Here is a 21577-nt window from a genome sequence, read left to right as displayed (position 1 = left end):
CGTCGGAGGCACAGGTCTGGTCACGTGATTCTCCGTAACTACGATCGTCCGGATGGCCCAGCAGAGCTGGGGGATCACGTTCCCGGGCCGGTCCCCCACGCCGATCTCCAGGGTCCGCCGCGATCCCGTCGCGGCGGCCGGAACCCGGCTGCTGTCGCTCGATCTCGTGCTCGGCCTGCTCGCCCTCGCCGGTGGTCTGCGCGTGGTCTACCTCGCGGCCACTACGCCTTCCCTGCCCGGAGAAGCCACGACCGTCGCCCGCGCCTACGCGCTGGGCCACCTCACGGCGTACGGCGGTACGACCACGGCCGGCGCCAGCCCGTTCGCGCAGCTGCAGCTCGCCGGGTACACGATGTCGTCCCACGCCTTCGACCGCGCGGCGACGCCGGTCGCCGCCGTGCGCGAGGCGATGATCGTCGCCACAGTGGTGACGACGGTGCTGGTGTGGCTGCTCGCCCGCAGGCTCGGCCTTCCGCGCTGGGCGGGCGTGGTCGCCGCGGTGCTGCTCGCCGTGTCGCCGCTGGCGATCGGGCTCCAGCACGTGGTGGTCGTCGAACACCTCGCGGTGATGTGGGCGCTGGCCGGGCTGTACCTCGTCGCCGCACCTCTCCGTTCTTCCGACTCCGCCGGCGACCACAGTGGACCTTCCCGCCACGGCCTTGCCCAGGACCTGCTGGGCGCGGGCTGCCTGCTGGCCGCCGTGCTGACCTCACCACTGACGCTGCTTTTCCTGCCCGCCGCGGGCTGGCTGCTGCTGCGCCGTTCTCCGGCGCGGGCCGGGCTCGTCGCCGTGGTGGTGAACCTCGGCCTTGGCCTCGCCTTCGGGCCGCTGGCCGCGTGGTTACGCCCCGCCCTCGCCACCGGCGGCGAGCCGGCCCTGCCGAAGTGGCTGGTTTTCGATCCGGCCCTCACGGCGGTGTCGGCACTCGCGTTGATCGCCGGCCTGTTCGTCGCGACGGTGCGCCCGCTCGCGGTGTCCGGCCTCCTCGTGGCCGGTCTGCTCGCGGTCCCCGGGTTGCCGGCCACCGCGGTGCTGGCCCTGCTGCTGCCCCTCACGCCGCTGGTCGCCGCCGGGGTGGCGCACGCCGTGGTTTCCGCGCACCACGAACCGGAGCACCGGCGCGCGCCCGCCCGGCCCGGGGCCGGCGTCGCCGTGGGCGTGGTGGTCCTGCCCGCGATGTTCGCGCTGAGCTGGGCCCACGGGTTCACCACGCTGCGCCCCGGGCCCGCGGGCCCGGCCCCGGCGGTCGAGGCCCGCACCTGGTTGCAGGCCAACGCGGCGGGCTCCCGCGTGCTCGTCGACGACGCCACCTGGACCACGCTCGCGGCGGGCGGCTGGCCGACCGGCCTGCTCGTCACGACGGCCGCCGCGAACCCGCCACCGGACTGGGCCGCGCTCACCCCACCGGCACTGGCCCAGTCCTCCACAGTGGACTCCCCCGACGCGGCCGCGGTCTTCGGCAGCGGCGCGGGACAGGTCACCGTCGCCCGGCTCGGGTCGCCCGTGCTCGTGCCGGACGAGAACGGCGAGAAGACCGCGCGGGCCCACGCGGGTGCCGCGCTCACCAGGTCCGGGCGCATCAACTGCGTGCCGGAAACGCGTGCCGTGCTCGGCCGGGGCGATCTCGATCCCCGGCTGATCTCGACGCTGGCGGCGTTCGCGTCGCAGCAGCCGGTGCGGATCGCGGCGTTCCCGCCCGTGCCCGGCGAGGACGCGGCGGGACAGCCGCGCCGGCAGGTGCTCGTCACCGGCGCCGACGACGCGGCCTCCCGGTTCTACGCCGGGCAGCGCGCCGTGTTCCGCCCGGCCTCGGTCGTGCGGACGGCCGGCGGCGTGCTCGTCAGCTACCCGCCGTTCGCCCCGCCCGGCCTGCTCACCTCCTTCACCGCACCCTGATCCTCCGAAAGGTCACCTCCGATGCGCCTTCGAACCCTTTTCAGACCCACCGGTCTCCTCGCGGCCGCCGCGCTGCTGCTGCTCACGACCACTCCCACCGCGGGAGCGGCCACCGGCCCCGGACCCGGCGTCGGCTGGATCCGCGTCGGGCACCTGTCGCCGGGTGTGCCGCCGGTCGACATCTACTTCGCGCCGTTCGGACAGCCCGAGAAGGTGGTGATCCGCAAGGCGGGCTATGGCGCCGTCACGCCGTACTCGTCGCTGGACCCGGGCCAGTACACGCTCTCGATGCGGCCCGCCGACGCCGCGCCGACGACCGCGCCCGCGCTCAGCGCGACGATCTCCGTGGCACAGCAGACCGCATACTCGCTGCTGGTGTTCGAGAACGGTCCGGACGGGACGCTGCACGGCGCCCTCGTGACCGACGATCTCACCGCGCCGGGCGCGGGCAAGGGCCGCGTACGCGTGGTCGAGGGGTCGGCGACCCCCGCGCCGGTGAGCGTCGGCGGGCCGGACGGCATGACGCTCGCCACGAACGCGGCCTACGGCGACACCACGCCGTACGCCGAAGTGCCGGAGGGCACCGTGCCCCTCCAGCTGACGAGCGGCAGTGTCAAGGCGAACGCCGACGTCCCCGTGGCGGCCGGTTCGTCGACCACGTTGCTCGTGACCCAGGACAACGGAACGCTGAAGGCGACCCCGATCTCCGACGGCGCCAACCTGCCGAACCCGCCGAAGCTCGGCGTCGAGACCGGGGGCGGCGGCACGGCGTCCGGCGGCGACCACGCCGAACCGTGGTTCGCGGGCGGAGTCGCGGTGTTCCTGCTCGTGCTGGTGCTCACGCCGCTGGTCCGGCGGATTCGGGAAGGCCGTGCGCGCTGACCTGATCCGGGTATGCTGCGCGGTCGCGCTGGTCTGCGCCGCGTGCACACCCGCACCGTCCACAGTGGTCCCCCCGACGACCTCCGTCTCCCCTCCTGCGGCAACAGCCACCGAACCGGCCGGCAGCGTCGGGCCGCTGCCTCCCGCGGCGAGCGTGAGCCCGGTCCGCCTGACGATCCCGGCGATCGGGGTCGACGTGCGCGATCTGGTCCCGCTCGCCCTCGGCCCGGCGCACGAGCTGCAGGCGCCGGAGAGCTTCGCCGACGTCGGCTGGTACGCCGCCGGCCCGGCACCGGGTGACCCCGGGCCGGCGGTCATCGCCGCCCACGTGGACTCCCGGTCCGGCCCGGCGCCGTTCTTCCGCCTGCGCGAGCTTCAGCCCGGAGACGAGGTCCGCGTCGAACGCTCCGACGGTGGCGCCGCCCGCTTCGTCGTCGACGCCGTGCAGCGCTACCCGAAGGACGCCTTCCCGACCGACGCCGTATACGGCCCCGCCCCGGGCGCCGCGCTGCGCCTGATCACCTGCGGCGGCGCCTTCGACGCCGCCGCCCGGTCCTATCGCGACAACGTGGTGGTCTACGCCTCGACCCGCTGGACGTGACCTACTGGGCCGCCACTCCGTTGCGCGAGCTCTTCCTCGAACCGCAACACAGGCTCGTCGGCCAGCAGACCGCGGCGGGCCAGCGCCGGCCGCACGCCCTCGCCGAACCAGTACGCCTCCTCCAGGTGCGGGTAGCCGGACAGCACGAACTCCGAGACGCCCACCGCGTGGTACTCCTCGATGAGGTCGGCGATCTCCTCGTGGCTGCCGACCAGCGCGGTGCCCGCGCCGCCGCGCACGAGGCCGATGCCGGCCCACAGGTGCGGGTGGATCTCGAGCCCGCGCGCACCCGCGTCGAGCCGGCCGCCGTGCAACGCGACCATGCGGCGCTGGCCCTCCGACTCACTGGCGGCGAGCTGGGCCTGTGCCTGCGCGACCTGCGCGGGGTCGAGCGCGTCGAGCAGGCGCTGCGCTTCGGCCCACGCCTCGGCCGACGTATCGCGCGCGATGGTGTGCAGGCGGACGCCGAACCGGACGGTCCGGCCTTCGGCCGCGGCCAGCGCGCGCACCTTCCCGATCTTCTCCGCGACTTGCGCAGGCGGCTCGCCCCACGTCAGGTAGACGTCGGCGTGGCGCGCGGCCACCGGCAGCGCGGCGGGCGACGAGCCGCCGAAGTACAGCGGTGGCACCGGATCGGGCGCGGCCAGCGTCGTCGCACCCGCGACCTCCAGGTGCTCGCCGGAGAAGTCGAACGGGCGGCCCGACCACACGCCGCGCACGATCGTGAGGAACTCGTCGGTGCGGGCATAGCGGGCGTCGTGGTCGTGCCAGTCGCCGAAGCGGCGCTGCTCCACCGCGTCGCCGCCGGTCACGATGTTGAGCAGCACCCGGCCCGACGACAAGCGCTGGAAGGTGCCCGCCATCTGCGCCGCCAGCGTCGGCGAGATGACGCCGGGCCGGAACGCGACGAGGAACTTGAGCCGGCGCGTCTCGCGGATCAGCGCGGCCGTGGTGAGCCACGCGTCCTCGCACCACGTGCCGGTGGGCGTGAGCACGCCCTCGAATCCGAGCTGCTCGGCTGCCCGCGCGATCTGGGCGAGGTAGTCGACATCCGCCGGTCGCTGCGCGGCTCGGCCCAGGGACTTGTTGGCGTGGAAGCGTTCCACGATCGTGCGACCGTCGCCGCTCGTCGGCAGGAACCAGTGCAGTTTCAGGCTCATCCGTTGCTCCTCACGGCTTCGATGTCAGGCCCGTAGCGGCGGTCGGCGAACGCCGCGAAATCGACCTTCCCCGGCAGGGTGCCGTCTTCGGTGAAGGCGTCGGCGAGCTGCTGCTCCGACGCGACGACCGAGTCGTCGAGCGGGATCGGCTCGTCGCGCCCGGCGGACACAGCCTTCTGCGCCACAGCGGGCTCCAGGCCCGTCTCGGCGGCCCACGCCTTCGCCCACGCGTCGCGGTGGGTGTTCGCCCACAGCTGCGCCTTGACCACGCGCTTCACGAAGTCCCGGATGGCGGAGTTGCGTCCCGGATCGGCGAGTGCGGCGGTGCTCGCGGTTTCGAACGCGAGGCCGTTGGAGCTGCCACGCCCGTCGGAGAGCACGCGGGCGTGTGCGTCGAGCTGCGCCTGAGCCGTGTAGGGGTCCCAGATCGCCCACGCGTCCACCTGGTGCTGGGTGAACGCCGCGTACGCCTCCGACGGCTGAAGGAACGACAGCTTCACGTCTTTGGTGGACATTCCCGCGCGCTTGAGCGTGTTCAGCAGCTGCCCGTGGGCGGAGCTGCCCTTCGACACCGCGATCGTCTTGCCCCGCAAGGAAGCCACGTCCTTCAGCGGCGAGTCCGGCGGCACCAGGATGGCCTCGCGCTCGACGTTGCTCTTCGCGACGCTGACCACTGAGATCTTCGCTTTCGCCGCGGCCGCGAAGAGGGGCGGGGTGTTGCCGACGCGGCCGACGTCGATCGCGCCGGCCGAGGCCGCCTCCAGCAGCGGCGGGCCGGAGGTGAACGTGGACCACTCGATGCGGTAAGGCACGTCGGACAGCAGGTTCGCCGCCGTGAGCAGTGACTTCACGCCACCCTTCTGGTCGCCGACGCGCAGCGTCACCTTCGCCAGGTCGGCCGCCGAAACGGGGGCGGGCACGGGAGCGGGTCCGGTCGCCGCCCCGGAGGACGAGCAGGCGGTGAGCCCGCCGAGCGCTACGGCCACGGCCAGCGCGAGTGCGGTTTTGCGGGCAGGGTTACGCAGGTGCACCTTCGGTCACTCCCAGGTCGGCCAGCACGCGTGAGCGCACGTCGGCGTGGTCGGTGGCCGTCCTCGGCCGCACGTGGCCGAGGACGTGTTCGGAGACGATGCGGCCCTCGTCGAGGACCAGCACGCGGTCGGCGAGCAGCAGGGCCTCGTCGACGTCGTGGGTCACGAGCAGCACCGCGGGTTCGTGCGTGCGCCACAGCCGTTCGACGAGCCGGTGCATCGCGAGGCGGGTCAGCGCGTCGAGCGCGCCGAACGGTTCGTCGAGCAGCAGCAGGTCCGGCTCGCGCACGAGCGCGCGGGCGAGTGAAACCCGTTGTGCCTCACCGCCGGACAGCGTCAGCGGCCAGTCGTCCTCGTGCCCGGACAGCCTTACTTCTTCCAGCGCCTGCTCGGCGACACGGCGGTCGCGCGAGCGGTTCTCGCCGTCGCGGCGCAGGCCGAGCACGACGTTGCGCCAGACCTTGCGCCACGGCAGCAGGCGCGGCTGCTGGAACGCGACCGACACGGTGCCCTCGACGCGCGCGGTGCCGTCGATTTCCGTGTCGAGCCCGGCAAGGACGCGCAGCAGCGTCGACTTGCCCGAGCCGCTGCGGCCGAGCAGCGCGACGAACTCGCCGCGGCCGATCTCGAGCTCGAGTCCCTCGAGGACAGTGCGCTCGCCGAACCGTTTCGTCAGGTCGCGCACCGCGACCACCGGCGTCACGGGACCAGCCATCGCAGCGCCCTCCGTTCCAGAACCCGCACCAGCGCGTCGGTCGCGAGGCCGAGGATCGCGTAGACGATCAGGCCGACCACCACGACGTCCGTGCGCAGGAACTCACGGGCGTTGTTGATCAGGTAGCCCAAGCCGGCGTCGGCGTTCACGGTCTCGCCGACGATCAGCGCCAGCCACGCGAGCCCGAGCGACTGCCGCAGCCCGACCAGCGCCTGCGGCAGCGCGCCGGGCAGGATCACGTGCCACAGCCGTTCGCCCCGCGTGAATCCCAGTGCCCGCGCGGCTTCGACCAGCCGGGCGTCGGCCGTGCGGATTCCCGAGTGGACATTGAGGTAGAGCGGGAACGCGACCCCGAGGGCCACGAGCACGATCTTCGTCTCCTCGCCGATCCCGAACCACAGGATGAACAACGGGATCAGCCCGAGGAACGGCAGCGTCCGCAGCATCTGCACGGGCGGGTCGACCAGCGCCTCGCCCCACCGCGACAGCCCGGCGACGATCCCGAGCAGCACGCCGGCGACGGCGCCAATCGCGAACCCCGCCCCGACCCGGCCGAGCGAAACGACGAACGCGTTGCCCAGTTCACCGGTGCGGGCGAGGTCGAACGCGCTGGTCAGCACCGTCCACGGGGCGCTGAGCTTCTCTGGCGGCAGCACGCCGGTGGAGCTCGCGAGCTGCCACGCGGCCACGAGCACCACCGGGCTGATCCAGCGGCGGAGGGAAACTCGGCGCCGGGACGGCTGTTGCGCGGGCCTCGGCGGCCCGGTGGCTTCGGATTTTCGGGCGCGCGTCAGCACACCCGTGGTGGAAATCGACACGGATTTCTCCCGGGTACGGGTTTTTGCTACAGGGAAAGGGGAACCGCTCAGCGCGGACGGCAGATCGCGCTCGCCTGCTGCCGGAGGTCGACGTGCAGGCGGCTCACGAGCAGCGCGCCGAGGTTCATGCCCCGAGCTTCACCCGATCCGGCGGACCGCGTCAACAAAGCCCGCGCCGGCTCCCAGGCACTGGAACCGGCGCGGCGCTTGTTCCGCTTGTGCCCGCTCAGAACGGCGCGGGAGATCCGAGGAGTGGGACGGCCTCAGGCGCCGAACATCCGGTGCCACTCGTCGAGCGAACGCGGCCGGAACACGAAGTTCGTGTCCTTCACGTGTGACAGCGCGGCCGACGGCTCGGCCGAGTACTGGTGCCCCGGGTAGACGACGGGGTCGCCGGGCAGCGTCGCGAGCCACTGGAGGCTGCGGTAGATCGCGTCGGCGTCGCCGCCGGGGAAGTCGGTGCGGCCGCAGCCCTCGAGGAACAGCGTGTCGCCCGAGACGAGCCGGTCGCCGACGAGGAAGCACTGGCTGCCCGGCGTGTGGCCGGGCGTGTGCAGGAGCCGGATGTCGATCGCGCCGACGCTGAGCACGTCGTCGTGGTCGTGCGCGCGCAGGTCGGTGCCGGACACGCCTGTGACGCGGCGGACCCACTCGGTCTCTTCGGTGTTGACGTGGATCGGTACTTGCTGGATCGCGAGCAGCTCGGCGATGCCGGGCAGCGAGAAGCCCATCATGTCGCCGCCGACGTGGTCGGGGTGGTGGTGCGTGGCGAGCACGCCGACCAGGCGCATGCCGTCGTCGTAGAGCACCTGCACCAGGTCGCCCACCGCGTAGGCCGGATCGACGATCACGGCCTCACCCGACTCGCGATCGCCGATCAGGTAGGCGAAGTTGACCATCTGCGTCGCGACCGGGTCCCCGACCGCGAAATCCCGGCCGGCGAGCAGTTGGCGGAAATACAGCTGGTCTGCCATGCAGGCAGCCTATCGGCTCACTCCCCCACGTCTCCGTCCGCCAGCTCGCGCAGCGCGTCGAGGTGGCCGACGTGGCGGGCGGTCTCCTGCACGACGTGGGCCAGCACCCACCGCACGGTGAACTCCCCGCCCCGGCGTGTCCGCTCCTCGGGCGTGAGACCCGCGAGCGCGACAGCCGACCGCTCCCACTCAGCGCGGTAGGCGGCGACCATCGACGCCGGGTCGTCGCCGGTGGCCAGGTCCCAGCTCGGGTCCGGCGAACCCGGCCACAACGACGGCGCGTCGGAGCCACCGGCCTCGATCGAGAGCCACCACCGTTCGACGGCCGTCAGGTGCTTCACCACCCCGAGCGCACTCATCCGCGGCGAGCTCGGCAACGGCGTCGCGACCGCTTGCTCCCGGGTGAGGCCCGCGACCTTGTTCACCGCGGTCGCCCGCAGGAACCCGAGAAACCGCAGCTGGACGGTCATTTCGTCGCCGCTCAGCGGGTCGGGCCAGGCACGCTCGACCTTCGAACTCGTGTTCGACATGGCTGCGGAGTCTACAACGCGGACCAGGTCACCGAGGAGCGTGCACGACGTCGATGTTTCGTCGCAGCTGTGCGCGCTTGTCGTCACCAATTTTGCGCGGTAGTTGTCACCTACGCCGACCCCCGGTCCGCATCACGGATGCGCCTTTCGCCCGCGCCGAACAGGCTGTTGCCCACTTCACCGCGTCCGTCGACAGGGGGCCGGGCCGACGTACTCGAACCGCAGGCCCTGCTACTGGCCTACCTCGGTGACCCAGACGCCGCGACCGCGCGGCTACGCGCCGAGATCGCGGTAACCGAACCGTCGGCCCGGGGTGGGCCACGTCGGTGACGTGGGAGCGCGATGCCGAGCTTTTCGCCGGTTGAGGTCGGACCCAGCGGTGGTGAGAAGTTTGTTCACCCCCGGTTTTTCAACGGTCCGCAGTCGAGCGACCTCGGCCCTGAGGACGTGCTCGCCGCCGTCCGGTTCTCGCTGCCGCGTGCGTGGGAGGGCTTCGCGTTCGCCGAGGTCGCCCGGCGCCACGGGGACTTCGCGCTCGCCGGCGTCGCGATCCGGGCCCGGTGTCCGGTGGGCAGGTGGAGGAGGCCGTGCTGACGGCCTTCGGTCGGTCCGACCGGGCAGTCACGCGCGATGTCACCGTGATGGTGTGCGTAGCCGGAGGCGACGCGGACGCCCTCGCCGAACCGGCGGCGACGCCCGCCGGCGAGCTCGTCGACACCGCCGGGGAACCGCACGGCTCGCCCGCCTACCGGCGCCGGCTGCTGTCCGCACTGGGTGCGCGGGAGCCGGCGCGCGCGTACCGTTTCGCGACGAGGGGAAAGCGGTGATGACGCTTCCTCGCCCGGTCCTGGCGCGGAGCTCACCAAGCACCTCGGCGACGACCGCTACCGCGGCCGGGCGCGGGTGGCCGTCGGCCCGATCCGGCTCTCGTACGCCGGCGCACACAGGTTCCGCGTCGTCGGCCCAGGGCGAGGAAGCCGGCGGCCGGACGCAGGCCGGCATCGTGCTGGTCGCTGAGGAACCAGCCAGACGGGGCGCGGCTGCGGGCCACCACTGCCTTTACCTCACCGGGCGGATCGCCCAGTTCGGCCGGGCACTCGCCGGCGACGTCGGCCGGCGGATGTTCGAGCAGTTCACGGGTGGCGGTGGAGAAGACCGCGGTTCCGCGGGGCACCCGCCGCCCCGCCGGGGCCCCGAGCGCCATCGTCCTGGTGGCAGGCACGCTCCGTTCGCGAGCGCGCAATTGGTGGCGGCGCATCCGCGGCCGTCGTTCCGGCAGGACTCACAACACGTGATGAGGGGAACTCAACGGTGAGCTCGACTTCGACGATCGACACCTCGGCTATGGACCGAGTGCTACGAGACGCGGTCGGCGCTGGGCACGCGCCCAACGTCGTCGCCGTCGCGGCGGATCGTGACGGCATCATCTACGAAGGCGCGGCCGGACCCCGTGCCGCGGGGGCGCCGGAGCCGGTCTCGGCCGACTCGCACTTCCGGATCATGTCCATGACCAAGATGGTGGGCACCGTGGCCGCGCTGCAGCTGCGCGACCGCGGCGAGCTCGAGTTCGACGCCCCCATCGACACCTACCGGCCCGAGTTCGCCGATGTCCAGGTGCTGGAGGGCTTCGACGGCGAAAACCCGGTGCTGCGCCCACCCGCGAGCCGTGCGACTGTCGCACAGCTGGTGACGCACACGAGCGGCCTGAGCTACTGGTTCTGGAACGCCGACATCCTCAAGTGGGAGCAGGCCACCGGCACACCGAACGTGCTGGCCGGCAAGACCGTGATCTTCGACGCGCCGATGGTGGCCGACCCGGGCACGACATTCGAGTACGGCATCAACACCGACTGGCTCGGCCGGGTCGTCGAGGCCGCGTCCGGCAAGTCGCTCGACGTCTACCTCAAGGAGAACATCACCGGCCCGCTCGGCATGGCGGAGACGACGTTCGTCCCGAGCGCCGAGCAGCGAGCCAACCTGGTGCCCGTCCACGTGCAGGATAAGGACCGCACCTGGGCGGTCACGGAGATCGACCTGCCGACCGAGCCCGAGTACTACACCGCCGGCCACGGGCTCTACTCCACACCGCGCGACTACCTGAAGTTCCAGCGCATGTTGCTCGGCGGCGGCACGCTCGACGGGGTCGAGGTGCTTCGGAAGTCCACTGTGGACGAGGCGTTCACCAATCAGGTGGGCGAGATCGAGTTCCCGGCGCACATCCCGACCGCGGACCCGGCCTCGACGCACGACCTCGACCTCGGCCCGGGCCTCAAGTGGGGCTGGGGCCTGGTGCTCACCACGGCGCAGCAGCCGGGCATGCGCGCACCCGGCAGCGGTGCGTGGGCAGGACTGTGCAACTCGCACTTCTGGGTCGACCCGGCCAGCGGCGTCACCGGCGCGATCTACTCGCAGTCGTTGCCGTTCGTCCCGCCGGGGCAGCTCCAGATGTACGCGGATTTCGAGCGGGCGCTCTACGCCTCGCTCTGAACCCGGTGAGAACCGTGAAGGGCGCTCTTCCCGTTGCGGGGTAGCGCCCTTCACGGCGTTTCACGCTCGCTCGACCTTCGAACTCGTGTTCGACATGACGGGAACCCAGCAACGCGGGTCATGCCATGCTGGCACCATGACCGGCAACGACGAGGACCTTCCGGTGTTGCTCGTCGACGGATCCCGTTTTTCCGACTTCGCGGGCTTCGTCCGCGAGTTTTCGCGCCTGCTCGACGGCTACCGCTGGCGTGGGAGCCTGGACGCCTTCAACGACGTGCTCCGGGGCGGCTTCGGCACCCCGGACGGCGGCTGGGTCCTGCGCTGGCTCGACTCGGACGTGTCTCGCCGCGCGCTCGGATACGAGGCGACAGTCCACTGGCTGGAAGAAAATCTCCTGGTCTGCCACCCGGACAACCGCTCCGCCGTCGCCGCCAGGATCGCCGCCGCCCAACGCGGCGAGGGCCCGACTCTGTTCGACGCGATCGTCGACATCATCCGCATCCACGGCCCCGGCGGTCGCGAATCCGAGGACGGCATCCTGCTGGAACTGGCCTGACCGGCCCTGTCCGAACGGGACCGCACACCCGCCGGGTGAACAGCCTGACCTCCGCGCGAGCACCCGGAATAGGGTGTCGGTCATGGTGTGGGGACTGCTCTGTGCGCTGCTCTCGGCCGTGGCGTACGGCGTCGCTTCGGTGATGCAGGCCGTGGCGGCGAAAGCGACGCCCGACGCGGGTGCGGGAGTCGACCCGCGGTTGCTGCTGCGGGTGCTGCGGCAGTGGAAGTACGTGGCGGGCCTGGGGCTGGACGTGCTCGGGTTCGTCGCGCAGATCGCCGCCCTGCACGTGTTGCCGTTGTTCGTCGTGCAGGCCACGCAGGCCGCGAGCCTGGCGGTGACGGCCGTGGCCGCTCGGGTGTTCGGCGTGCGGCTCGGGGCGCGCGAGTGGGCGGCCGTGGTCGTCGTCTGCGCGGGGCTCGCGTTGCTGGGTTCGTCGGCGCAGAGCGAAGGTTCGGACCAGGTGGGCCTGGGCTTCCGGCTGGCGCTCGCGGGCGCGGTGGTCGTGCTCGGGCTGGCCGGGATCGCGGCGGGCAAGGCCGGGCGCCGCGTCCGGACGCCGGCGCTGGGCCTGATCGCGGGCCTGTGCTTCGGGCTGGTCGCCGTGGCCGGCCGCATCATCCCGAGCCTCGCCCCGCTCGACCTGCTCACCGACCCGGCGCTCTACATCGTCGCCGTCTCCGGCGGCATGGCGATGCTGTTCTACGCCACGGCGTTGCAGCGCGGCAGCGTGACCACGTCGACCGCGATGATGGTGCTCGGCGAGACGGTGCTGCCCTCGCTCATCGGCGTCGTGCTGCTCGGCGACCGCACGCGGCCCGGCTTCGTGATCGTGGCCGTCGCCGGGTTCGTGCTCGCGGTCACCGCGGCGCTCGCGCTCGCCCGGTTCGGCGAGCCGGCGCCGATCGAGCAGCCCGTCTGAGGATCAGCCGCGGTTGCGCCGCCACTGGCTCGACAGCAGCCACATCAGGTAGAGACCGCCGATCGCGCCGGTCGCGATGCCGACCGGCAGCCCTTCCTCACCGAACACCAGGCGCGTCACCAGGTCGCTGGCCACGAGCAGCAGCGCGCCCATCAATGCCGACGACACGAGCGCCGGTTTCGCCGAGCGCGCCAGCCGTTTCGCCAGCTGTGGCGCGGCGAGCGCGACGAACGCGATGGGTCCCGTCGCGGCGGTGGCGATCGCGCACAGCGTCACGGCCACCGCGAGCAGCACCGCCCGGCTGCGCTCCACCGGCACGCCGAGCCCCTTGGCCGAGTCGTCGCCCATCTCCAGCAGCGCGAGCCGGCGGCCGTAGCCGAACGCGAGCGGCAGCAGCACCACCACGGCGATCGCGACCGGCCAGATCTCGTCCCACCCGCGACCGTTGAGGCCGCCGACGAGCCACGCCTGCGCGGCGTACGCGTCCTGCAGCGAAGCCCGCGTGATCAGGTACGAGTTCGCGGCCGTGAGCATAGCGGCGACGCCGATGCCGACCAGGATCATCCGGAACCCCTGCAGCCCGCGCCGGTAGGCGAGCAGCCCGACGGCCAGCGCCGTGAGCATCCCGCCGACGAGCGCGCCGAGCGCCACTTCGCCGGAACCGCCGTGCGCCAGCACGATCACGAGCAGCGCGCCGGTCGCCGACCCCTCGGTGAAGCCGATGACGTCCGGGCTGCCGAGCGGGTTGGCCGACAGGCTCTGCAGCACGCCTCCGCTCACCGCGAGCGCCGCGCCGACCAGGATCGCGAGCAGCAGCCGCGGCAGCCGCAGCGTGGTCACGATGAACTCCGTGCCCGCGTCGCCGAAGCCGAAGAGCGTCTTCACGACGTCGAGCACCGACAGCGGGTAGTCACCCGTCGTCATGCTGACGGCGCTGAGCACCAACAGCACCACGGCGAGCACGATGCTCACCACCAACGCGCGCGGTGTCACGCGCAGCGAAACCCGCCGCACCCGGACGGGCCGTTCCTCGATCGCGGTCACAGGCGCGCCAGCTTCCGCCGCCGGCACAGGGCGATGAACACCGGCGCGCCGAGGACCGCCGTCACGATGCCCACCTGCAGCTCCTCCGGCGGGTTGAGGATGCGGCCGATCACGTCGGACCCGATCAGCAGCACCGGCGACAGGATCATCGAGTACGGCAGCACCCACCGCTGGTCCGGACCCACCAGGATCCGCACCGCCTGCGGCACCGCCAGGCCGATGAACGCGATCGGCCCGATGGCCGCCGTCGAAGCGCCGCACAGCAGGGTGACCGCGATCGCGCCCAGAACCCGCGTGCGGCCGATGCGCGCACCGAGCGCCTTGCCGGTCTGCTCGCCCAGCGCGAGCACGTTCAGCGGCCGCGCGAGCAGCAGCGCCAGCACGAAGCCGATCGCGATGAACGGCGACACCTGCACCAGCACGTCCGCGCGCCGGCCGCTGAGCGAGCCGACGTTCCAGAACCGGAACTGGTTGAACGTGTCGGGGTTGATGAGCAGCACCGCACCGATGTAGGCCTGCAGCACCGCGGTGAGCGCCGCGCCCGACATCACGAGCCGGTCGGGCGTCGCGCCGCCACGCCCGGCCGTGCCGAGCAGGTAGACCACCACCGAAGCGACCGCGGCGCCGAGGAACGCGAACCACACGTAGCCGAGGACGGTCGTGACGCCGGTGAACGCGATGGCCGAGACCACCGCGGCGGCCGCGCCGTTGTTCACCCCGAGCAGGCCCGGGTCGGCGAGCGGGTTGCGCGTGAGCGCCTGCATCACCGCGCCGGCGAGCCCGAGGGCGGCGCCGACGAGGGCGCCGAGCAGCGTCCGCGGCAGGCGCTGGTCGTGGATGATGACCGCGTCGGCGCTGCCGTCGTTGTGCCAGAGCACCGACCAGGTCGAGCCGAACGGGATGCTCTTCGAGCCCACCCAGAGGCTGACAAGCATGATCAGCACGAGCAGCGCGACGGCGCACACCAGGCCGCCGCCGCGCAGGGTTCGAGCCCGCCCCCGGTGCGCGGATGGCCCCGCCGCCACGGGTGGGCTGACGCTGACGACCACCGACACCTCCTGGGGACCGGGCACTCCTTCGCGGGCGTTTCTTAGACTAGCCTTACCTATCAAGTCGCGGTGCAGGCGGCACGCTGAGCAGGTGGAGCGAAAGGGAGGGCGCCGGTGACGACGGCTGCAGCGACGACCGGGCGGGACGTGCTGCGGCACGCGATCTCCGGACAGCGGGGGGCCGTGACGCTCTCGTCCGTTCTCGCCGCCGCGCACCAAGGGGGTGAAGCCCTGGTGCCCGTGGTGATCGGCGTGGTCATCGATCACGCCGTGGCCGACAGCTCCGTGCTCACGCTGCTCACCTGGCTGGGGGTGCTGGCGGTGGTGTTCCTGGTGCTGTCCTACAGCTACCGCTTCGGCGCGCGGGCCGCGGAACGCGCCGCCGAGCGCGCGGCGCACGACATCCGGCTCTCGCTCTCGCGGCGCGTGCTGCATTCGCGGGGCGGCACCGAAACGGGGGCGCTCGCGGGTGAGCTGGCCAGCATCGGGACGTCGGACGCTCGCCGCGTCGGGATGATCAACGCGACGGTGCCGTTCGGGATCTCGGCGCTGGCGGGCCTCGTGGTCAGCGCGGTCGCGCTGCTGCGGATGTCGGTGCCGCTCGGCCTGCTGGTGCTGCTCGGCACTCCCCCGTTGCTGTTGCTCGCCCACCTGATCGGCAAGCCGCTGGAGAAGCGCAGCGAGGTGGAGCAGGAGCGGGCGGCGCACGCGTCAGGCGTCGCGGCCGACCTGGTGGCGGGGCTGCGGGTGCTCAAGGGCATCGGCGCCGAACCGGCCGCCGTCGACCGGTATCGCCGCACCAGCCGGGATTCGTTGCTGGCCACCGTGCGCGCCGCCCGCGCGCAGGCCTGGCACAACGGTGCGCTGCTCGCGTTGACGGGCATCTTCATCGCGCTGGTGGCGCTCGTCGGCGGGAACCTGGCGGCCAACGGCGACATCAGCGTCGGCGACCTCGTCGCGGCGGTCGGGCTCGCGCAGTTCCTGCAGACGCCGTTCTCGATCTTCGCGTGGGTCAACGGCCAGTTCGCGCAGGGTCGCGCGTCGGCCGGGCGCGTCGCGACCGTGCTGAACTCCCCGCTCGCCGTGCCGGAGGGCAGCGCGTCGCTGCCGGCGCCGGCCGCGGGCGGAATCGAGCTTTCCCGTGTGACGCACGGAAAGCTGCGGGAGCTGGACCTGTCCGTGCCCGCCGGACAGCTGCTGGGGGTCGTCACCGCCGACCCGGCCACGGCCACCGACCTGCTCGACTGCCTCGGCCGCTTCACCGACCCCGGTGCGGGCATGGTGCGCGTCGACGCGGTCGATCTGTCCACTGTGGACCCGGACCGCGTGCGGGAGGTGGTGCTCGTGGCCGCCCACGACGCCGATCTGTTCGAAGGAACCCTGGAGGAGAACGTGCGAGCGGATGGCCCGGCGGTGCCGGATGGAGTGCTGGCGGCCGCGGCCGCCGACGAGGTGGCGAGCACGCTGCCCTCCGGCACGGCCACGGCCGTCACCGAACGGGGGCACTCGCTCTCCGGCGGGCAACGGCAACGCGTCGCGCTCGCGCGGGCGCTGGCGGCGGACACACCGGTGCTCGTGCTGCACGACCCGACCACGGCCGTCGACACGGTCACGGAAGCCCGGATCGCCGAAGGCATCGCCCGATTGCGCCGCGGCCGCACCACGATCGTGGTGACGACCAGCCCGGCTCTGCTCGCGGCCACCGACCGCGTGGTGCTGCTCGAGGAAGGACGCGTGGTCGCCGAAGGCGAGCACGCCGGCCTCGTGCGCGGGCGCGCCGACTACCGCGCGGCGGTGCTCTCGTGAGCACCCGCGAACTGCTCCCGACCGCGGACGGGCACCGCATCCGCGCTGTACTGGGCGAACTGCTGCGCCGCTCGAAGGCGCGCGCCGCCGGGTCGTTCGCCTTCGTCGTGGCCGCCACGGCCGTCGGCCTGCTCACCGCGCCACTGCTGGGCCGCGTCGTCGACATCGTCGCGCAGCACCGCCCGGCCACGGACCTCGTGACGCCGGTAGTGGAGCTCGTGCTCGTGGCGGTCGCGTCGGCGATCGCCACGGCCATCGGGACCTCGATGCTCGCGCGCCTCGGCGAGACGATGCTGGCGGATCTGCGTGAGCGGTTCGTGGACCGCGTGCTGGGCCTGCCGCTCGAACAGGTCGAGAAGGCCGGTTCCGGCGACCTCACCACGCGCGTGACCAACGACGTGTCGGTCGTCGCGGAGGCCGTGCGCGAGGCGCTGCCCGAGCTGGGCCGGTCAGTGCTCACGATCGTGCTGACGCTCGTGGCCATGGCCGTGCTCGACTGGCGGTTCCTCCTCGCGGCCCTGCTCGCCGTGCCGATCCAGCTGCACACCGTGCGCTGGTACGTCCGGCAGGCGAAGCCGCTCTACGCGGCGCAGCGGGCCGCCGTCGGTGCGCAGCAACAACAATTGCTCGACACGATCGGCGGTGCCAAGACCGTGCGCGCGTTCCGGCTGGCCGACGAGCACGTGGAGCGAGTGCGTCAGCGTTCGGACGGCGCGGTCGAGCTGGCGCTGCGCGGGATCCGCCTGGTCACGCGGTTCTTCGGCCGGCTGAACCTCGCGGAGTTCATCGGGCTCTCGGCCGTGCTGGCGGCGGGTTACCTGCTCGTGGGGGCGGACCTCGCGAGGGTCGGTGTCGCCACCGCGGCGGCGCTGTACTTCCACAGCCTCTTCGGTCCGATCAACACGGCGCTCGCGCTCGTCGACGACGCGCAGGCGGCCGCGGCGAGCCTCGCGCGGCTGATCGGCGTGGCCGACCTGCCGGCACCGGTCGAGCCGCAGCAGCCGGCCCGGCCGGTGGACTCGTCGGTGAAGGCCGGCACGTTGCGGCACTCCTATGTGGACGGTCACCCGGTGCTACGGGAGGTGGACCTCGAACTCGCGCCCGGCGAACGCGTCGCGCTGGTCGGCGCGAGTGGCGCGGGCAAGACGACGCTGGCCAAGCTCATCGCCGGCATCCACCAGCCGGGCTCGGGTTCGGTGTCGCTCGGCGGCGTGGCGCTCGCCGACCTGGGCCCGGCCCAGACGCGGCGGACCGTGGCCCTGATCAGCCAGGAGGTGCACGTCTTCAGCGGCACGCTGGCTGACGATCTGCGGCTGGCGCGGCCCGAAGCGTCCGAAGAGGACCTTCGCGCGGCGCTGACCACTGTCGGCGCGCTGGAGTGGGCCCAGGCGCTTCCGGAGGGGCTCGACACGGTTGTCGGCGACGGCGGGCACCAGCTCACCGTCACGCAGGCGCAGCAGCTCGCGCTCGTGCGGCTCGTGCTGGCCGACCCGCCGGTCGCGATCCTCGACGAGGCCACGGCCGAAGCGGGCAGCGCGGGTGCGAAAACGCTGGAGGCGGCCGCCGCGGCGGCGCTCGCGGGGCGGACCGGGCTCGTGGTGGCCCACCGGCTCACGCAGGCGGCGGCGTCGGACCGGATCGTGGTGCTCGACGCGGGCGTGGTCGTGGAGACGGGCACGCACGACGAGCTGGTCGCCGCGGACGGCCGGTACGCGACGTTGTGGGCGGCGTGGTCGGGGACGCGCCGAGTGGACGACCCGGTAACGGAGTGAGGCTCGCCGCGGTGGACGTGGTTGCATCGACAGGGCGGTCTGACTTAGGTTAGGCAAACCTGATTAATCGAGAGGACCGACGATGGCCCGCTTCTCCCTCCTGTCCGCCGCGCGCGGGCGCGCCCGGACCGCCGGGGCGCTCGCCGCGGCGCTCATGCTCGCCGACGCCCTCACGGCGTGCGGCTCCGACGCCCCCGCGACACCGGGCTCGACCGGCACTTCCGGCGCCACGGACCCCGCCGCGTTCCCGGTCACCATCGAGCACAAGTACGGCTCGACCACGATCGAGAAGGCGCCGCAGCGCGTCGTCACCGTCGGCCTGACCGAGCAGGACTCGCTGCTGGCGCTCGGTGTCGTGCCCGTCGGCACCACCGACTGGCTCGGCAACTTCCCCGGCGCCATCGCGCCGTGGGCCAAGGCGAAGCTCGGCAACGCACCGCTGCCGACCGTCCTGAAGGACGCCGACGGGCCGCAGTTCGAGAAGATCGCCGCGCTGAAGCCGGACCTCATCATCGGCCTGTACTCGGCGCTCACGCACGAGCAGTACACCACCCTGTCGAAGATCGCGCCGACGATCGCGCAACCCAAGCAGTACAACGACTACGGCATCCCGTGGCAGGACACGACCAAGACCGTCGGCAAGGCCGTGGGCAAGGCGAAGGAAGCCGACGCGCTCGTCGCCGGGGTCGAAGACCAGTTCGCCAAGGCCCGCGCCGCGCACCCGGAGTTCGCCGGCAAGAGCGCCCTGATGGCCACCCAGTACGACGGCTACTTCGTCTACGGCAGCGAGGACCCGCGCTCGCGCATCCTGACTTCGCTGGGCTTCAAGCTGCCCCCGAACCTCGACCAGCTCATCGGCGACAAGTTCGGCGCGAACATCAGCGCGGAACGCACCGACCTGCTCAACGTCGACGCCCTGGTCTGGATCGTCGACACCATCCCGGGCGGCCAGGCGACCCTGGCGAAGGACAAGCTGTACTCGGGCCTGAACGTCGCGAAGCAGAAGCGCGAGGTCTTCATCGAGGACCCGAGCACCTACGGCAGCGCCACGTCGTTCGTCAGCGTGCTCAGCCTGCCCTACACGCTCGAGCGGATCGTCCCCCAGCTGACCGCCGCCGTCGACGGCAACCCGGCCACGGACGTGAAGCCCGCGGCCTGATCCCTGTGCGCACACGACAACGCCCGGCCGGGAGACGTCCTCCGGCCGGGCGTTGTCGTGTGGTGCGCGGGAATTCCGTTCTGGGTTCAGGGATTCGGCGGAGTACACGAGCCGATCCACGTGGTGACGATTTCGTCGAGAACGGACAACGGCACCTGCCCCTCGGAAAGCACTGCCGTGTGGAAAGCGCGAAGGTCGAACTGGTTGCCGAGCACGTGATCGGCCTGGTTGCGCAGTCGGCCGATCTCACGGCGGCCCACCATGTACGCCAGGGCCTGCCCCGGCTCCGACAGGTAACGGTCCACTTCGGACTCGATCAGGGCCGGCGCCATCGGGGTGTTGGCAAGGAGGTACTCCACCGCGCGCCGGCGGCTCCAGCCCTTGGCGTGCAGCCCGGTGTCGACGACCAGCCGGGCCGCGCGGTTGGAGTCCATCGCGAGCATGCCGAGCCGGTCGAGCGGACCGGTGTACAGACCCATCTCGTCGGCGAGCCGTTCGGCGTAGAGAGCCCAGCCTTCGCGGAACGCAGTGACCTGTGCGGTGCGGCGCAGCAGCGGCAGGTTCGTGCGTTCCTGGCTCAGCGTCATCTCGAAGTGGTGACCCGGCACGCCCTCGTGGAACGCCGTGACCTGCGCCTTGTGCCTCGGGACATCGGCGGGGCTCCTCGTGTTCACGAAGTAGGTGCCCGGCCGGGCACCGTCGAGGCTGCCGACCAGATAGGCGGAGGGAACACGGGACGAGCTCGTAGGCGGGTACGCGGCCACCTCGCACTCCGACGAAGGCATGGCGGCGAACCAACCAGATGCGGCCGCCGTTGCCCGCCCTACCGCGTCGCGGGCCGCGAGGAGCATCTCCTCCCCGGTGCGGAACCGGAGCGTCAGGTCGCCCCGCAACCGCGCGAAGATCTCGCTCAGCCTCGAAGTCCCGAACACCGCCGGGCCGAGCGCCGCGTACTCCTCGCCGAGCTCGGCGACGAGTGAGAGACCGATCCGGTGCAGTTCGTCCGGCGAAAGGCCCGTCGTGGTGTGTCCGCGCACGGCGGCCGCGTACCGGATCTCCCCGCCGGGCAGCCAACACACCCCGGCGTGGTCGGCGTCGCGGCCACGTGGGAGGAGTTCGCCGGTCAGCACGTCGCGGTAGGCCCGGATCGCTGGGGCGACAACCTCTCGGAGGATCTCGTCGCAGCGGTCGCCGAGCGCACCCTCAGCCGACCGGCGCAGCGTGCCGAGGTCGGCGAGCTGGTCGTCGAGCTGCTTCACGGCGGCCACCACGAGGTGTGCGACCGGGAGCAGCCCGGCGGCCACGCCGTCCCGATGGCGCCGGGTCAGCGTCTCGAAGAACGTGGGCAGGCTGCGCAATCGGCCCACAAGGTCCTCGCCCATGGTCAGCGGCAGTGTGGCGAGATCGAGCAGCAACCCGGGAACAGGGGTGAGGATGAAGTCGCTGACGGTGAACTCGGTCCACCGGCCCTTGGCCCGTTGACTGTGCATACGTGCCTGCTGAACGACGACCGCCCGGGTGACCAGCTCGGAGGCGGTCAGCTCGGCCGGGTCCAGCCGTTCGGCGCGGTCCGCGATCCGCGCGACGGTGGTGGCGAAGTCCGATTCGGCAGCTTCGGCGTAGTCGGGCAGCCGGTCACCATAGCCGGGGATGCCCTGCACGATCGCGGACATCGGGAACCGGTCGAGCACCGTCCGATGGAGCTCATCAGCCAGCTTCGTGACCTCGGACATCGTTCCCCCAACGGCCGGATCGGACCCACTCATCGTGTCATCCCGATCCTGATCGGTCGCGGGCATGCCCACAGCGTGGTGAGTCGTCCTCGACTGCGGTCCCCCTTCCGAGTTCCCCACCCGAGAGAAGCCGTCGCTCGTCAACGAACCTCAGCACAGAGCCTGAACCACCGAACCGCCCGGCCGGAAGTTCTCCGGCCGGGCGGTTTCGCGTTGCCGCGTCAGGACTCCATGGCCTCGATGAGCGACTTCGGCCGCAGGTCGGTCCAGTTCTGTTCCACGTAGTCGAGGCACGGCTGGCGGGCGTCGGGCCCGAAGGCGGTGGTCCAGCCGGCCGGGACGGCCACGAACTGTGGCCACAGGCTGTGCTGGCCCTCGTCGTTGACGAGCACGAGGTAGGTGCCGTCGGGGTTTTCGAAGGGGTTGGTCATGGTGTTGTCC

At 72.2% G+C, this 21577-nt stretch carries 20 protein-coding genes; 10 read left to right on the top strand and 10 right to left on the bottom strand.

The genetic code is table 11. The features are described from left to right. The first annotated feature begins 52 nt into the window (after positions 1-52). Genes ABZU76_RS31755 through ABZU76_RS31745 form a run of 3 tightly spaced genes read left to right on the top strand, consistent with a single transcriptional unit; the run spans position 53 to position 3380 of the window. Positions 53-1897, top strand: coding sequence for a phospholipid carrier-dependent glycosyltransferase (locus ABZU76_RS31755; protein WP_354875898.1), 1845 nt, complete (start codon positions 53-55; stop codon positions 1895-1897). Positions 1898-1918: 21 nt separating this feature from the next. Then, the gene (locus ABZU76_RS31750; protein ID WP_354875896.1) at positions 1919-2779 is read left to right on the top strand and encodes a DUF4397 domain-containing protein; all 861 of its coding nucleotides are present in this window, start codon (positions 1919-1921) and stop codon (positions 2777-2779) included. Beyond that, complete coding sequence (locus ABZU76_RS31745; protein ID WP_354875894.1) at positions 2769-3380, top strand: class F sortase; 612 nt, start codon at positions 2769-2771, stop codon at positions 3378-3380. Before ABZU76_RS31750 ends, ABZU76_RS31745 begins: the two co-directional genes overlap by 11 nt. Here the strand turns inward: ABZU76_RS31745 and ABZU76_RS31740 are convergent. The 6 genes from ABZU76_RS31740 to ABZU76_RS31715 all read right to left on the bottom strand — a co-directional run bounded on the left by ABZU76_RS31740 (position 3356) and on the right by ABZU76_RS31715 (position 8608). Then, the gene (locus ABZU76_RS31740) at positions 3356-4540 is read right to left on the bottom strand and encodes an LLM class flavin-dependent oxidoreductase (protein WP_354875892.1); all 1185 of its coding nucleotides are present in this window, start codon (positions 4538-4540) and stop codon (positions 3356-3358) included. The genes ABZU76_RS31745 and ABZU76_RS31740 overlap by 25 nt on opposite strands. Beyond that, positions 4537-5532: an ABC transporter substrate-binding protein gene (locus ABZU76_RS31735; RefSeq protein WP_354875978.1), complete on the bottom strand. Its 996-nt coding sequence runs from the start codon at positions 5530-5532 to the stop codon at positions 4537-4539. Before ABZU76_RS31735 ends, ABZU76_RS31740 begins: the two co-directional genes overlap by 4 nt. 25 nt (positions 5533-5557) lie before the next feature. Next, entirely contained in the window at positions 5558-6286 is a 729-nt protein-coding gene (locus ABZU76_RS31730; protein ID WP_354875890.1) for an ABC transporter ATP-binding protein, read from the bottom strand. Next, positions 6271-7104, bottom strand: coding sequence for an ABC transporter permease (locus ABZU76_RS31725; RefSeq protein WP_354875888.1), 834 nt, complete (start codon positions 7102-7104; stop codon positions 6271-6273). Before ABZU76_RS31725 ends, ABZU76_RS31730 begins: the two co-directional genes overlap by 16 nt. Before the next feature lie 263 nt (positions 7105-7367). Further along, the gene (locus ABZU76_RS31720) at positions 7368-8078 is read right to left on the bottom strand and encodes an MBL fold metallo-hydrolase (protein ID WP_354875886.1); all 711 of its coding nucleotides are present in this window, start codon (positions 8076-8078) and stop codon (positions 7368-7370) included. A gap of 17 nt (positions 8079-8095) precedes the next feature. Next, positions 8096-8608, bottom strand: a complete 513-nt coding sequence (locus ABZU76_RS31715; protein WP_354875884.1) for a DinB family protein — start codon at positions 8606-8608, stop codon at positions 8096-8098. Between the two features lie 560 nt (positions 8609-9168). On the opposite strand from ABZU76_RS31715, the gene ABZU76_RS31710 reads away from it, so the two are divergent. The 4 genes from ABZU76_RS31710 (at position 9169) to ABZU76_RS31695 (ending at position 12573) form a co-directional block, all read left to right on the top strand. Continuing rightward, entirely contained in the window at positions 9169-9435 is a 267-nt protein-coding gene (locus ABZU76_RS31710; RefSeq protein WP_354875882.1) for a hypothetical protein, read from the top strand. 484 nt (positions 9436-9919) lie between these two features. After that, positions 9920-11095, top strand: coding sequence for a serine hydrolase domain-containing protein (locus ABZU76_RS31705; protein WP_354875880.1), 1176 nt, complete (start codon positions 9920-9922; stop codon positions 11093-11095). A gap of 136 nt (positions 11096-11231) precedes the next feature. After that, complete coding sequence (locus ABZU76_RS31700; RefSeq protein WP_354875878.1) at positions 11232-11651, top strand: barnase inhibitor; 420 nt, start codon at positions 11232-11234, stop codon at positions 11649-11651. An 82-nt stretch (positions 11652-11733) separates the two neighbouring features. Further along, the gene (locus ABZU76_RS31695; RefSeq protein ID WP_220240950.1) at positions 11734-12573 is read left to right on the top strand and encodes a DMT family transporter; all 840 of its coding nucleotides are present in this window, start codon (positions 11734-11736) and stop codon (positions 12571-12573) included. A 3-nt stretch (positions 12574-12576) separates the two neighbouring features. On the opposite strand, the gene ABZU76_RS31690 is transcribed toward ABZU76_RS31695, so the two are convergent. Then, positions 12577-13617 (bottom strand): iron chelate uptake ABC transporter family permease subunit, encoded by a 1041-nt coding sequence (locus ABZU76_RS31690; RefSeq protein ID WP_354875876.1) that lies wholly within the window; start codon positions 13615-13617, stop codon positions 12577-12579. Continuing rightward, positions 13614-14666 carry an iron chelate uptake ABC transporter family permease subunit gene (locus tag ABZU76_RS31685; protein WP_354875874.1) on the bottom strand — a complete coding sequence of 351 codons (1053 nt, stop codon included), beginning with the start codon at positions 14664-14666 and terminating at the stop codon, positions 13614-13616. The genes ABZU76_RS31690 and ABZU76_RS31685 overlap by 4 nt, the downstream gene beginning before the upstream one ends. A gap of 114 nt (positions 14667-14780) precedes the next feature. Between ABZU76_RS31685 and ABZU76_RS31680 the strand changes: the two genes are divergently transcribed. The 3 genes from ABZU76_RS31680 (at position 14781) to ABZU76_RS31670 (ending at position 19403) form a co-directional block, all read left to right on the top strand. Continuing rightward, on the top strand, positions 14781-16472 hold the full coding sequence (locus ABZU76_RS31680; protein WP_354875872.1) for an ABC transporter ATP-binding protein: 1692 nt from the start codon (positions 14781-14783) through the stop codon (positions 16470-16472). Then, a complete protein-coding gene (locus ABZU76_RS31675; RefSeq protein ID WP_354875870.1) occupies positions 16469-18244 on the top strand; it encodes an ABC transporter ATP-binding protein in 1776 nt (591 codons plus the stop codon). The genes ABZU76_RS31680 and ABZU76_RS31675 overlap by 4 nt, the downstream gene beginning before the upstream one ends. 82 nt (positions 18245-18326) lie before the next feature. Continuing rightward, a complete protein-coding gene (locus ABZU76_RS31670; RefSeq protein ID WP_354875869.1) occupies positions 18327-19403 on the top strand; it encodes an iron-siderophore ABC transporter substrate-binding protein in 1077 nt (358 codons plus the stop codon). Between the two features lie 86 nt (positions 19404-19489). Here ABZU76_RS31670 and ABZU76_RS31665 read toward each other — a convergent pair whose 3' ends face one another. Together ABZU76_RS31665 and ABZU76_RS31660 are read right to left on the bottom strand one after the other, a co-directional pair. After that, positions 19490-21136 carry a DUF885 domain-containing protein gene (locus tag ABZU76_RS31665; protein WP_354875868.1) on the bottom strand — a complete coding sequence of 549 codons (1647 nt, stop codon included), beginning with the start codon at positions 21134-21136 and terminating at the stop codon, positions 19490-19492. 221 nt (positions 21137-21357) lie between these two features. Then, on the bottom strand, positions 21358-21567 hold the full coding sequence (locus ABZU76_RS31660; RefSeq protein ID WP_220240961.1) for an MbtH family protein: 210 nt from the start codon (positions 21565-21567) through the stop codon (positions 21358-21360). Positions 21568-21577 lie beyond the last annotated feature (10 nt).

Origin of the sequence: Amycolatopsis sp. NPDC005232 (assembly GCF_040607795.1) — a bacterium.
GTDB lineage: Bacteria > Actinomycetota > Actinomycetes > Mycobacteriales > Pseudonocardiaceae > Amycolatopsis.
The sequence above is the reverse complement of the archived record's forward strand: the minus strand, read 5'-3'. Positions and strand labels throughout refer to the sequence as shown.

Bases quoted from the DNA above. Each gene is read 5' to 3' on its own strand.
- ABZU76_RS31755 (WP_354875898.1), top strand. From the start codon at position 53: ATGGCCCAGCAGAGCTGGGGGATCACGTTCCCGGGCCGGTCCCCCACG.
- ABZU76_RS31750 (WP_354875896.1), top strand. From the start codon at position 1,919: ATGCGCCTTCGAACCCTTTTCAGACCCACCGGTCTCCTCGCGGCCGCC.
- ABZU76_RS31740 (WP_354875892.1), bottom strand. From the start codon at position 4,540: ATGAGCCTGAAACTGCACTGGTTCCTGCCGACGAGCGGCGACGGTCGC.
- ABZU76_RS31730 (WP_354875890.1), bottom strand. From the start codon at position 6,286: ATGGCTGGTCCCGTGACGCCGGTGGTCGCGGTGCGCGACCTGACGAAA.
- ABZU76_RS31720 (WP_354875886.1), bottom strand. From the start codon at position 8,078: ATGGCAGACCAGCTGTATTTCCGCCAACTGCTCGCCGGCCGGGATTTC.
- ABZU76_RS31715 (WP_354875884.1), bottom strand. From the start codon at position 8,608: ATGTCGAACACGAGTTCGAAGGTCGAGCGTGCCTGGCCCGACCCGCTG.
- ABZU76_RS31700 (WP_354875878.1), top strand. From the start codon at position 11,232: ATGACCGGCAACGACGAGGACCTTCCGGTGTTGCTCGTCGACGGATCC.
- ABZU76_RS31695 (WP_220240950.1), top strand. From the start codon at position 11,734: ATGGTGTGGGGACTGCTCTGTGCGCTGCTCTCGGCCGTGGCGTACGGC.
- ABZU76_RS31670 (WP_354875869.1), top strand. From the start codon at position 18,327: ATGGCCCGCTTCTCCCTCCTGTCCGCCGCGCGCGGGCGCGCCCGGACC.
- ABZU76_RS31665 (WP_354875868.1), bottom strand. From the start codon at position 21,136: ATGTCCGAGGTCACGAAGCTGGCTGATGAGCTCCATCGGACGGTGCTC.
- ABZU76_RS31660 (WP_220240961.1), bottom strand. From the start codon at position 21,567: ATGACCAACCCCTTCGAAAACCCCGACGGCACCTACCTCGTGCTCGTC.